At 67.1% G+C, this 12,705-nt stretch carries 11 protein-coding genes; 10 read left to right on the forward strand and 1 reads right to left on the reverse strand.

The window, feature by feature from the left end; all coding sequences use genetic code 11:
- The first annotated feature begins 46 nt into the window (after positions 1-46).
- From VLK31_RS25320 to VLK31_RS25350, 7 genes are all read left to right on the forward strand, one after another.
- A complete protein-coding gene (locus tag VLK31_RS25320; protein ID WP_409171225.1) occupies positions 47-487 on the forward strand; it encodes a nuclear transport factor 2 family protein in 441 nt (146 codons plus the stop codon).
- Between the two features lie 3 nt (positions 488-490).
- Positions 491-2,179, forward strand: coding sequence for an AMP-binding protein (locus VLK31_RS25325; RefSeq protein ID WP_409171226.1), 1,689 nt, complete (start codon positions 491-493; stop codon positions 2,177-2,179).
- A gap of 183 nt (positions 2,180-2,362) precedes the next feature.
- A complete protein-coding gene (locus VLK31_RS25330) occupies positions 2,363-2,890 on the forward strand; it encodes a sigma-70 family RNA polymerase sigma factor (RefSeq protein ID WP_409171227.1) in 528 nt (175 codons plus the stop codon).
- 84 nt (positions 2,891-2,974) lie between these two features.
- A complete protein-coding gene (locus tag VLK31_RS25335; protein WP_409171228.1) occupies positions 2,975-4,177 on the forward strand; it encodes a FecR family protein in 1,203 nt (400 codons plus the stop codon).
- Positions 4,178-4,436: 259 nt separating this feature from the next.
- Positions 4,437-6,719 carry a TonB-dependent siderophore receptor gene (locus tag VLK31_RS25340; RefSeq protein ID WP_409171229.1) on the forward strand — a complete coding sequence of 761 codons (2,283 nt, stop codon included), beginning with the start codon at positions 4,437-4,439 and terminating at the stop codon, positions 6,717-6,719.
- Between the two features lie 10 nt (positions 6,720-6,729).
- A complete protein-coding gene (locus VLK31_RS25345; RefSeq protein ID WP_409171290.1) occupies positions 6,730-7,011 on the forward strand; it encodes a DUF3649 domain-containing protein in 282 nt (93 codons plus the stop codon).
- A 62-nt stretch (positions 7,012-7,073) separates the two neighbouring features.
- On the forward strand, positions 7,074-8,615 hold the full coding sequence (locus tag VLK31_RS25350; protein WP_409171230.1) for a PepSY-associated TM helix domain-containing protein: 1,542 nt from the start codon (positions 7,074-7,076) through the stop codon (positions 8,613-8,615).
- On the opposite strand, the gene VLK31_RS25355 is transcribed toward VLK31_RS25350, so the two are convergent.
- A complete protein-coding gene (locus tag VLK31_RS25355) occupies positions 8,576-9,067 on the reverse strand; it encodes a GAF domain-containing protein (RefSeq protein WP_409171231.1) in 492 nt (163 codons plus the stop codon). The genes VLK31_RS25350 and VLK31_RS25355 overlap by 40 nt on opposite strands.
- A 273-nt stretch (positions 9,068-9,340) precedes the next feature.
- On the opposite strand from VLK31_RS25355, the gene VLK31_RS25360 reads away from it, so the two are divergent.
- The 3 genes from VLK31_RS25360 to VLK31_RS25370 are packed head-to-tail and all read left to right on the forward strand — an operon-like array spanning position 9,341 to position 12,580.
- Positions 9,341-10,672 carry a C4-dicarboxylate transporter DctA gene (locus tag VLK31_RS25360; RefSeq protein ID WP_409171232.1) on the forward strand — a complete coding sequence of 444 codons (1,332 nt, stop codon included), beginning with the start codon at positions 9,341-9,343 and terminating at the stop codon, positions 10,670-10,672.
- Positions 10,673-10,677: 5 nt separating this feature from the next.
- The gene (locus tag VLK31_RS25365) at positions 10,678-11,400 is read left to right on the forward strand and encodes a GntR family transcriptional regulator (protein WP_409171233.1); all 723 of its coding nucleotides are present in this window, start codon (positions 10,678-10,680) and stop codon (positions 11,398-11,400) included.
- 55 nt (positions 11,401-11,455) lie between these two features.
- Positions 11,456-12,580 (forward strand): AI-2E family transporter, encoded by a 1,125-nt coding sequence (locus VLK31_RS25370; RefSeq protein WP_409171234.1) that lies wholly within the window; start codon positions 11,456-11,458, stop codon positions 12,578-12,580.
- The last annotated feature ends 125 nt before the right edge of the window (positions 12,581-12,705 follow it).

Below are 12,705 nucleotides of genomic sequence, written 5' to 3' on the forward strand. Positions count from 1 at the left end.
CCTTCTCTGACTCAACACCCTGCCCCAACCCACCAAGGAGACATTCATGCGCCCCCTGCCCTCCAACGTTCCCGCGGCCGTCGCCCGTTCCATCGAAACCTGGCACCAGATGATTGCCCAGCGCGATCTGAGCGGACTGGACCGCATCGTCCACCCCGAGGCGGTGTTCCGCTCGCCGATGTCGATCCATCCGTACGGCCCGGCCCCCGCATTGCTGCTGGCACTGCGCACAGTCATCACGATCTTCGAAGACTTTGCCTACGACCGCCAGCTCGCCAGCGACGACGGCCTGAACGTGGTGCTGGAGTTCAGCGCGCGGGTCGGCGAGAAGAAGCTCAAGGGCATCGACCTGATCCGCTTCGATGACCAGGGCCTGATCCGTGAATTCGAAGTCATGGTCCGGCCGCTGAGCGGGCTGCAGGCGCTGGGTGCCGAAATGGGCGCGCGCCTTGCGCCGCACATGCCGGCATTCAAGGGCAGAGACTGAGCCATGGCCGCACACGGTAACAACGGCCCCCAACCCGACCCCGCGAATTCCGCAGGCTATCCCGCAAGGCTTCAAGGCTACCGGCTGGACGAACACGCGCTGCCCACGAGTCTGGTGGCGCTCGCCACCCAGGCCCGCGCCACCCATGCCGACCGGCCTGCCCTGACCCTTGTGCTGCCGCAAGGCATGCACGCGAGCCTGAGCTTTGCCGAGGTCGATGCGCTGTCCGACGACTTCGCCGCCTACCTGCGGCACGATCTGGCGCTGCAGGTCGGTGATGTCGTGGCGCTGCAGATGCCCAACAGCCTGCACTACGCGGTGGCCGCGTTCGGTGCATGGAAAGCCGGAGCCATCGCCACCAACGTCAACCCGCTCTGCACCGCATCGGAGCTGACCGCTCAGCTGCAGGACTGTGCGGCCAAGGTGCTGGTGGCCACCGTGATGTCCTTGGCAACGCTGCGACCGGCGGCGGCAGAGACGGGCGTGGCCGTGGTGCTGGCGGGGCTGTGGGATTTCTTTTCAACGCCCGCGGCCCAGGCGCTGCGCGAGGCACTGGGCGGCGAGGTGACCTTGCTCGAGACCGAGTGCACCTTCGCGTACGCCTTGACGCAGGGCCGCCGCCATGGACCGCTCGCAGCCCGCCACCATGAGGTCGCGCTGCTGCAGTACACCGGCGGCACCACCGGCCGCAGCAAAGGCGCGGTGCTGACCCACCGCAACGTGCTGGCGGTGCTGCAGATGACCGACGACTACCTGTCGGCTCATGACGCGCCCTTCCTGCCGAGCGACGTCGTGCTGACGGTCTTGCCGCTGTATCACGTGTTTGCTTTCGTCATCAACTTCCTGAGCTTCTTTCGCAAGGGCGCCCGCAACCTGCTGGTTCCCAACCCGCGCCCGCTGAAGAATGTGGAGCCCGCCTTGCGCCAGTTCGAGGTGAGCTGGATCACCGGCGTCGACACGCTCTACGCCGGCCTGCTGGCCGAGCCGTGGTTCATCGCGTCGCCACCGGCGCTGCGCTATGCCATCTCCGGCGGCACGGCCTTGCGCCCCAGCACCGGCCAGCGCTGGCGCGACACGGTCGGCCCCATGCTGGAAGGCTATGGCCTGACCGAGACCAGTTGCATCGTGGCCTGCAGCCCGCCCAACCGGGCGCTGCAACCGGGGTCGGTCGGGCTGCCGATGCCTGGCAGCGAAGTGCGGGTGGTCGATGCGCAGGGCGAGGCAGTGCCGCACGGCGAGCGCGGCGAACTGCAGGTGCGCGGGCCGCACGTCACCCGTGGCTACCGGAATCGCCCCGACGACAACGCGGCAGCCTTCAGCGGCGATTGGTTTCGCACCGGCGACATCGTGACGATGGCGCCCGACGGCAGCATCCACATCGTCGACCGCCTCAAGGACATGGTGCTGGTGTCGGGCTTCAACGTCTACCCGAACGAAGTCGAAGCCGTGATCGCCGCCCACCCGGACGTGGCGGAAGTCGCGGTGGTCGGCATGCCCGACGAGGCAACGGGAGAGGCCGTGTGCGCCTATGTCACGCCCAGACATCCCGGGCTCACGGCCGAACAGGTGGTGGCGCACTGCCGCTTGCACCTGACCCGGTACAAGGTTCCCAAGCGCGTGCTGTTTCGCGACGGCTTGCCCAAGTCGCCGGTGGGCAAGATCCTGCGGGCTCAATTGCGCGGCGAATCCTGAGCAATCGTTGAGCCCCACGGGAGCAGCTCGACCACCGCGCAAGCCCGCGTACAACGAACACCCGTCCAATGAATCTGCTCCGCAAAGCGTCTGGATGATAATAAGAACAATTCTTGTTGTTCTGGCTCCTCGCTGCGTTGCAACCTGTGTTGCGCAGCTGATCAAGCCGCCATGGGGTGTGCCTTGCTGGAGCGCTACTACCGCGAACTGCTCAACTTTCTGCACCGCCAGCTGAACGACCGCGACTCCGCGGCCGACCTGGCGCAGGAGAGCTATGCGCGCGTGCTGGCCGTTCAGCATGCCGGGCGGAACATCCTCGATGTTCGGGCGTTGCTGTATCGCACTGCGCGCAACTTGCTGGTCGATCAGCATCGGCGCTCCGAGGTGCGGCGTCACGACAGCCTGAATGCGATCCCGGAAGACGAGCAACCCGCTGCACCGGCCTCCCTGCAGCCCGAGGGGGCGCTGGCGTCGCAGCAGACCTTGCGCGCCTATGTCGGCGCGATCGAGGGCCTGCCGCCACGCTGCCGCGAGGCCTTCGTGCTGCACATCTTCGACGAGCTCACCCATGCGCAGGTGGCCCAGCGCATGGGCATCTCGGTCAGCATGGTCGAGAAGCACGTCGTGCGCGGGATGCTGGCGTGCAAGCACTGCGAACGACGCCTCCAAGGCCTGGACGATCCCGCTGCAGAACGGGCGAAGGCGCAGTGAAGCTTCTCGCGCGACAACGCAAGCTGAGGAATCGGCACCCCTCGTGCGTCTACAGTCTCGAGCGCTGATGTTTTCTCCCTCCCCATGATTTCGCCGCCCCCTTCCGATCACGATGCCGTTGCCCCTGGGGCCGACGCGCGCGCGTGCGCGCCTGACGCGCTCGATCTGGAGGCTGCAACCTGGGCTGCAAGGCGACGCAACGGGCTCAACGCCGACGGCATGGCCGCGCTGCAAGCCTGGCTCGCGGCCGACCCGCGACATGCCGCGGCCCTCGAGGACATGGCCACCACGGTGGCACAGGTCCGACAGCTCTCTGGTGACGACGTGGCCGCGCTGCGTCGTGGCCTGCCGCAGGCGCACCGCACGCACGGTGAGACGGCCCGGAACACCGCGCCACAGCCGAGCCCCGATCGAAGCGATCAACACCGGCAACGCGGCTGGCGACTCAGGCTCGGCCCGCTGCTCGCGCCAGTGGCCGTCGCGGTGCTGGTCGTGGCTGTCGGTGGCGGTGGCTGGATGGGCTGGGAGCGTTGGCAGAAACTGCCGACCTTCGAGCAAGCCTTCGTCACCGAGCGCGGACAGCAGATCGTGGTGACGTTGCCCGACGATCCGACGCGCGGCAGCACGCTGCAGCTGGACACCGCCACGCGGCTCGAAGCGCAGCTGTTCCAGGACCGGCGCGAGATCCGCCTGCAGGACGGCCAGGCCCTGTTCTCGGTCCATGCCGACAAGGCGCGCCCCTTTCATGTGTGGGCCGGCCAGTTGCACATCGTGGTGGTCGGCACCCGCTTCTCGGTGCGGCATACGACGTCGGGCCTGGACGCCGGCCGTACCGTGGTCGCGGTGCAGGAGGGGCATGTGCGCGTGAGCCGCGTGGCACCCGTAAGCAACCCGCGCCCCGACGATGCAGGGAACGATGCTACGAGCGATACAACAGGCACCGCAACGAACAGCGCGCCGGTCGAACTCGTGGCCGGCGAGATGCTGGTGGGCGACGACGCCGGCCGCCTCGGGCCTGTGACGCGCGTCTCGCCCGCGGCCATCGCTTCGTGGCGCGCCGGGCGCATCAGCTTCGACCACACGCCGCTGGCCCAGGCGCTGGCCGAGTTCGAGCGCTACCGCAGCACCGGCCTGGTCATCAGGGACCCGGCCGTCGCCAGTCTCCCGGTCGGAGGCAGCTACAGCCTCCAGCAATTCGGCAGCTTTGCGGAGTCGTTGCCGCTGGTGCTTCCGGTACGGCTGGTGCCGCAGGGCGAGGTGTCTGAGATCGTGCTGCGCAAGCCCTGAAGATTATTTTTCGAATTCCCGGTTTTCGACCTGAGGTTTCGTTCGGGTTGATGCGTCTACAGCGGTAGGACCAGGCAAACACCCCCGTGGGGGCTGGCTCACGACCACCAACGATCAACGACCGAGGAGTTTCCGATCTATGCGCACCGCGCGTTTCAACCCTGCCCCGCTGAGCCTTGCAGCCGCCATCACCGCGATTTTTGTCGCAGGTCTCGCACCTTGTGCGCATGCCCAGAGCGGCGCGACAGCGGCCAGCGCCATGTCGCTTTCCATTCCCGCGCAGCCGCTCGCACAGGCACTCAACGAACTGGCCCGCGTCGCCAACCTGCAGATGAGTTTTCCGGCGGCCCTGGTGGGAGGCAAGTCGGCACCGGCGGTGTCGGGGCGCTGGACGACGCAGCAGGCGCTCGACCGAATGCTCGCAGGCAGCGGCCTGGAGGCCGTCGTGAGCGGTGCCTCGGTGCTCGTGCGGCCCGCATCCCTTGCGGGCCGCCCTGGCGCGCAGACCCTGCCGGTGGTCGAGGTGAGCGAATCCGCCACCCGCTCGTCAGCGCCCTATGCGGGCGGTCAGGTGGCACGCGGCGGGCGCATCGGCCTGCTGGGCGAGCGCGACATGCTCGACACGCCGTTCAGCGCCACGCAATACACCGCGCAACTGATCGAAGACCAGCAGGCACAGAACCTCGGCGACGTGCTGGTCAATGACCCCTCTGTTCGCAACACCTACTCGCGCGGCGCCGGGCGGGACGAGTTCAACATCCGCGGCTTCACGCTGTTCAACTACGACGTGTCCTTCAACGGGCTCTACGGCATCTCCCCGCGCAACGCCAGCTCGCTGATCGGCATCGAGCGCGTCGAGGTCCTGCGGGGGCCGAATGCCTTGCTCAACGGCATGGCGCCCGCCGGCTCGGTCGGCGGCTCGATCAATCTCGTGCCGAAGCGGGCCGACATGGAACCGCTCAACCGCGTGACGCTGTCGTACATGGACGATGGCCAGTTCGGCACGCAGGTCGACGTTGCACGTCGCTTCGGCGAGGACAAGCGATGGGGCGTGCGCGCCAACGCCCTCAAGCGCTCGGGCGACACGCCGGTCGATCACTCCAAGGAAGACCTGGACGCCTTCACCCTGGGCGTCGACTACCAGGGCGACAGCGTGCGGCTGGAGGCCGACCTGAGCTACCAGAACCGGCTCACGCATGCGCGCAGCGGCCTGCTGTTCCCGCCGGAGGCCGGCACCGCCATCGGCCCGGCGCCAGACGCCAAGACCAACTTTCTGCCGGCGTGGACCTACTGGAAGTCGAAGGAACTCTCGGGCATGGTGCGCGCCGAGGTGGACCTGACACCGAACCTGACCGCCTTCGGCGCCGTGGGCGCCATGCGCTACGACTTCAGGAGCCTGCAGACCAGCTGGCTGATGCAGGACAGCCTGGGCGCCATTGCCGGGCGTCCGGCGCGGCTCAACGAAGAGGTCGAGACCCAGACCGCGGAGGCCGGTCTGCGTGGCAAGTTCGCGACCGGGTCGTTGCGCCATGAAGCAGTGGTGAGCGTGAGCACCCTGAACTCCGAGCAAGGCACGCGCCGCCAGAACGGGGCCTTCATCTTCTCCAACCTCTACAGGCCGGCGGACATTGCGCAGCCCAACATCACGGTCGACCCGTACATCCCCAAGGTCGCCGAGACAAAGCTGCGCAGCATTGCGGTGGCCGACACCATCTTCTCCAGTGACCGGCGCATTCAGCTGACGCTTGGCGCACGCCACCAGCAGGTCGAGACCTCGGGGTTCGATGCCGTGAACGGCAACCGGTCCGCGCACTACGACAGGTCTGCCGTCACGCCGGTGGCCGCGCTGGTGTTGAAGGCGAGCGACGTCTTTTCCATCTACGGCAACTACATCGAAGGCCTGAGCCAGGGCCCGACGGCGCCGTCGGGCGCCTCCAACGCCGGTGAGGTGTTCCCGCCGACGAAGGCCAAGCAGATCGAGCTTGGCGCCAAGTACGACTTTGGCCGCTTTGCCACGACGCTGAGCGTCTTCCAGATCGAACGCGCCAGCAGCTTCCTCGATCCGGCGACGCTGCGCTTCAGCGCCAACGGCCGACAGCGCAACCGGGGTGTGGAGCTCATCACCCAGGGCGAGGCCGCCACCGGGGTGCGCCTGCTGGCCGGTGCCGCATACACAGAGGGCGTGCTCACGCGCACCGAGGGCGGCGAGAACAACGGCCGCACCGCGCCCGCAACGCCAAGGTTGCAGCTGAACGTGGCCGGCGAATGGGACGCCGCCTTTCTGCCCGGCCTGACCTTCACCGCCCGCGCACTGCGCACCAGCAGGCAGTACGTGGACGTCGGCAATACGCAGCAGATTCCGGGCTGGACGCGCTACGACATCGGGGCGCGCTATCGCTTCGTCAGCGGCAACGTGCCGATCACGGTGCGCGCCACCATTGAGAACGTGCTGGACAAGAACTACTGGCAGTCCGCGGCGCGTGAAGGCCTGACGATTGGCGCACCGCGCACGTTCCTGGTGTCCGTGTCCGCGGATTTCTGAACCGTTGACGGTGCGGTCTGTGCGCTGGGGCGTTCTTTCGCGATGCGTGGCCGCCGCGGTGGGCGGCTACGCGCTCGCGACCACGCTGTCCGCGGCCATCGCAGCCCTCGTGGCGGCCGGCCTCGGCGCCATGGCGCGCGCCGATGCCGTGCTGGTCGCAATGCAGCTGAGCTTCGTCGTTTATGTGGGCGCGGTGATGTGGGCCTTTGCGGCGCGCAGTGCAGCCCGCGCATGGCTCGGGCTCGGGCTGCCGGCCTTGCTGAGCGCGCTGGTTGCGCGGGCGCTGCTGTGAGGCGCGGGCCGGCCCAGGCGCTCCGCGGCGCACCGATGGTGAAGCAACAATTCCGCCAGTCCATGGCGTGGCTGCACACCTGGCTGGGCCTGCTGTTCGGCTGGGTGCTGTACTTCGTCTTCGTCACCGGCACCGCCGGCTATCTGGACACCGAGATCGATCGCTGGATGCGGCCCGAACTGCCGGTTGCCCGGCATGCCTCGTCACAGGCGCCAGCGATCCTGCAGGCGCAGCGCTACCTGCAGGCCCACGCAGCCCACGCGCGGCGCTGGACCCTCACGCTGCCCATCGATCGCAACGAACCGCACCTGCGCGTGTCATGGCAGGCGGCACGCGGTGCACCGCCCGATGCATCCGGCACGGCCTACCTGGACCCTGCCTCGGGTCGACCTATCGCGACGCGCGATACGGGCGGCGGGCAGACGCTCTATCAGATGCATTGGCGGCTGCACTACCTGCCGCCGCTGGCCAGCGAGTGGATCGTGGGCATCGCTACGCTGGTGATGCTGGTCGCACTGGTCACCGGCATCGTCGTGCACAAGAAGATCTTTGCGGACTTCTTCACCTTCCGCCGCGGCAAAGGGCAACGATCGTGGCTCGACGCGCACAACCTGGCCAGCGTCGTCACGCTGCCTTTCCAGCTGATGATCACCTACTCGGGGTTGGTCTTTCTGATGTTCTCTTTCATGCCGCTGGTCGTGGCCCCGTGGTACGGGCCGGGTGAAGCCCAGCACGAAGCCTTCCTGAACGAGGTATTCCCGCCACTGGCACCGAGCCGCAGCGCCGGCCAGCCCGCCCCGCTCGTGTCGCTCGAACGGGTTCTGCACGACGCGCAAGAGCGATGGGGCGCAAAGCAGGTCGCCACGCTGACCTTCGAGAACCCGAACGATGCCAATGCCCGCATCCACGTCGTCGGCAACTTTGCCGCTGGCCCGCTGCGCGCCACGGACATCCTGGTGTACGACGGCGTGAGCGGAGAGCTGCTCACTGAGCGAGCAGCCTGGCAATCGGGACCCAAGGCATTCCGCGACCTGATGCTGGGCCTGCATGAAGGGATCTTTGCAGCGGCCACCCTGCGCGCGCTCTATGTGCTTTCCGGGCTCCTGGGCGCGGTCATGATCGCCACCGGATTGGTGCTCTGGTCCGTCAAGCGCCGACAGCGCGCCGAGCGGCATCGGGGAGCGCCGCACATCGGCTTGCGTCTGGTGGAGCGGCTGAACGTTGCCGTGGTCATCGGCCTGCCGGTGGCCATCGGCGCCTATTTCTGGGCCAACCGGCTGCTGCCTGTGGACATCGCTCATCGCGCCCAATGGGAAGTGCACACCCTGTTCGGGGCGTGGCTGCTGATGTTCCTGTTTGCCGGCGTGCGCCCGCCGCGGTGCGCGTGGAAGGAGCAGGCCCTTCTTGCCGCCGTTGTCTTCGGGTTGCTGCCTGTGCTGAACGCCATGACCAGCTCTCGCGGCCTGGCGCACTCACTGGCAGATCACGACATGGTCATGGCCGGGTTCGACATTGCGATGCTCGCCATCGGCGCCACGTTCGCCGGCATCGCGAGGGCGACCGCCTACGCGCCTGCTGCGGTCGACGGATACGGCGGCACATAGCCACCCAACGCAAGAAAGCTGGCCACGTTCAGCATCAGTTCAATGTTCACCTGCGCCGGGTCGCGCGGAACCAGGTCGTAGTGGCACAGCGTGCCCAGGATCTTTCCAAAGCTGTCCATCACCGGAACGCCGCAGTAGGTCAGCACCTGCTCGCGGGCGGGATGCGCCGCCAACCGGGCATCTACCAGCGCATTTGGCGTGAGAAATGGTTGCCCCGATTCGCGGACGTAGCAGCAGTACGTGGCCGTGTCGGGCACCTCGGTTGCGGTCAGCACTTCGGGGTTTTCCCTGTCGTAGTGAACCACCGCATTCGCCTTGCCGTTTTCGAAGCGCCAGATTCCGATGAAGCGGTAGTCGGTGCGCTTGAGCAGCAACTCCAGCCCTTCGCGCACGCCCTCGGCTCTGACCTTGACGGCGAAATCGGCAAAAGTTCGACTGAGTTCGGAATCCATGGCTTCTCATTCAAGTTCGGTCACGCAGGCGCGTGAACGCGCGTGAGATTTTGACATGCAGCCTGGCCGGCTTTGTGCCTCTTGCAGTTCAGCTGCAGCGCAATGCCCACGCTCGTCATCGAGCGAATTGACGACCTGGTTCCCGCAGGCAACGAGCAAGCCGGGAATACCCTCTGCCGCCTCCGAAGTCTTCTTGCCTACATTTCTTGTATGCAAGACAAGGCATTGCTTGCATACATGCAAAACCAAGCCAAGACAGACAGGAGCCTTCCCATGCCTCGTTTCGCCAAATCGCTTTTCGGTCAGGTGGTCATCGCGCTGGTGGTTGGCGTGCTCGCGGGGCTGTTCGCCCCCGAGTACGCCGTCAAGCTCAAGCCGCTGGGTGACGGGTTCATCAAGCTGATCAAGATGATCATTCCGGTGCTGGTGTTTTGCGTGGTGGTGCACGGCATTGCCGGCGCGGGCGACCTGAAGCGCGTGGGGCGCGTGGGCGTGAAGGCGCTCATCTACTTCGAGGTGCTGACCACCATTGCGCTGGCCATGGGCCTGGCGCTGGCCTTCTTGTTCCAGCCCGGCGCGGGCATGAACGTCGACCCCGCCAAGCTCGACCCGGCCGCCATGAGCGCCTATGCCTCGAACGCCGACAAGCTCACCAGCGGCGGCACGGTCGACTTTCTGATGAAGCTCATTCCCACCACGGTGGTGAACGCCTTTGCCACTGGCGACGTGCTGCAGGTGCTGCTGTTCGCGGTGCTGTTCGGCTGCGCGCTCACGCTGCTGGGCGAGCGCGGCAAGCCGGTGGCGGTGGTGGTGGACGCGCTGTCGCTGGTGCTGTTCAAGATCATGGGCATCCTCATCAAGCTGGCCCCGCTGGGCGTGCTGGGCGCCATTGCCTTCACGGTGGGGCAGTACGGCGTCGGCTCGCTCAAGCAGCTGGGCATGCTGGTGGCGCTGTTCTACGGCGCGGTGGCCATCTTCGTGTTCGGCGTGCTCGGGCTGGTGATGCGCCTGTCGGGCTTCAGTCTGATCAAGCTGCTGCGCTATCTGCGTGAAGAACTGACCATCGTGTTCGCCACCACTTCGTCGGACAGCGTGCTGCCCCAGGTGATGGCCAAGCTGCGCCGCATGGGCATCCGCGACTCGACGGTGGGGCTGGTGATTCCCACGGGCTACTCGTTCAACCTCGATGCCTTCTCGATCTACATCACGCTGGCCGCGGTGTTCATTGCGCAGGCCACCAACACGCCCATTTCCATGGCCGACCTGCTGACCATTCTGGCGATTGCGCTGGTCACATCCAAGGGCGCGCACGGTGTGCCGGGCTCGGCCATCGTGGTGCTGGCGGCCACGCTGCACGCCATTCCGGCGATTCCCGCCATCGGGCTGGTGCTGGTGCTGTCGGTCGACTGGTTCATGGGCATCGCGCGCGCGCTGGGCAACCTGATCGGCAACTGCGTGGCCACGGTGGCCATTGCCGCGTGGGAAGGCGACATCGACCGCGAGCGCGCGCACGCGGTGCTCGACGGCACTTACACACCCGACGACGAGCCGCTGGCCGACGTGCCCGTCGTGAACACCACCAGCCCCATCTCCCCCGCCCACTGATCCCCATGCCCACCGACGTCAGCCCCACCGCCATTGCCGAACGCGTCGTCGAGGCCATCCTCGCGCAGAAGCTCGCGCCGGGCGAACGACTCGGCGAGCAGGCGCTGGCCGAAAACTTCTCGGTGAGCCGCACCATGGTGCGCGAGGCGCTCATGCAACTGCAGGCGCGCGGCTTCGTGGAGGTGCAGTCGCGCCGCGGCTGGTATGTGGTGCAGCCGTCGGCCGAGGAGGCGCGCGACGCGTTCGCGGCGCGGCGCATCGTGGAGGCGGGCATTCTGGCGGCCAGCGAGGGCCGCCCGCTGGCCAAGGTGATTCGCAAGCTGCGCGACCACATCGCCGACGAGCAGCGCGCCATCGACGCCGCCGACGCGGCCACGCGCGCTTTTCTGCTGGCCGACTTTCATGTGTGCCTGGCCGAGCAGATGGGGCACCAGCTGCTGGTCGACGTGCTGCGCGACCTCACGGCGCGCACCACGCTGGCGGCCACGCTTTACCAGTCGAAGCACGAAGCCGGGCAGTCGTGCGCGGAGCACCGCGCCATCGTGGCAGCGCTGGAGGCCGGCGACACCAATGAGGCGCGCCGGCTGATGCTGGAGCACATCGGCAACGTGGAGCGCGCGCTCGAGGTCGATGCCGCCGCCGAGCCCGACGCGCCGAGCCGGCTGCGCGCCACGCTGGCGCCGGTTGCCTTGCCAGCCAGCAAGAGCGGCACGCGCAGCACGTCTTGAGGGCGCCCCGGCTGACACGGCCACCGTCGGCGGCTCGGCTACAGTGCCAACACTTATGAATTCACCCCAACTCCAGCGCGGCGTGTTCCTCGCCCTCCTCGCCGCGGTGACCGGCGCCTTCATCTGGGTGCTGATGCCTTTCTTCGGCGCGGTGCTCTGGGGCGTGGCGCTGGCGATCCTGTTCACGCCGCTCTACAAGTGGCTGCTGCGCAAGATGCGCGGCAAACCCAACATTGCGGCGCTCTCCACGCTGGCCATCTGCCTGTTCATCGTCATCCTGCCGCTGGCCATGGTGGGCGTGTCGCTGGTGCAAGAGGTGGCGCTGGTCACGCAAAGCATTCGGTCGGGCGAGATCAACTTCGCGGCCTACTTCCAGCAGATTCTGGACGCGTCGCCGAAGTGGCTGCTGAGCCTGGTGGAGCGCTTCAACCTGGGCGACATGGCCGCATGGCAGGCGCGCATTTCGGCGGCCGCGGGCCAGGCCAGCCAGATCATTGCGAGCCAGGCGCTCACCATCGGGCAGAACACTTTCGACTTTGTGGTCAGCTTCTTCGTGATGCTGTACCTGCTGTACTTCCTGGTACGCGACGGTGCCGGCCTTTCCAAGAAAGTGCGTGACGCGCTGCCGCTGGCCAAGCCGCACACGCACTACCTGCTGAACAAGTTCACCACCGTGATCCGCGCCACCGTCAAGGGCAACGTGGCCGTGGCCATTGCGCAGGGCACCATCGGCGGGCTGGCCTTCTGGTTTCTGGGCGTGCAGGGCGCGCTGTTGTGGGCCGTGCTGATGGCGTTTCTGTCGCTGCTGCCGGCCGTGGGCGCGGCGCTGATCTGGGGCCCCGTGGCCATCTACTTTCTGGCCACCGGGCACTTCTGGCAGGGCGGCGTGCTGATCTTCGTGGGCGTGTTTGTCATCGGCCTGGTCGACAACATCCTGCGCCCGCTGCTGGTGGGCAAGGACACGCAGATGCCCGACTACATCGTGCTGATGTCCACCATCGGCGGCATGGCGATCTTCGGCATCAACGGCTTCGTCATCGGGCCGGTGATTGCGGCGCTGTTCATGGCGGCATGGGGCCTGTTCGCGGACTCCGGGCATGTGGGCAACGGCCATGAACCGCTGGAAGGCTCACCGGGCTTCGAGAACCCCGGGCACGCAGAGGACAAGAAGAAAGGTTGATTCAGAAGGGCTGATTCCGCCCCCGGGCGGCAGCCAGTTCAGCCCCGGGTCGCAGCCCTTGCTGCACCCGCCGCGCGCGTCTGGCGCATTTCGCGCGCGCATTCCTGCATTTCGTCGCATGCCGC

Source organism: Variovorax sp. H27-G14, assembly GCF_046156345.1.
Classification (GTDB): Bacteria; Pseudomonadota; Gammaproteobacteria; order Burkholderiales; family Burkholderiaceae_C; genus Variovorax.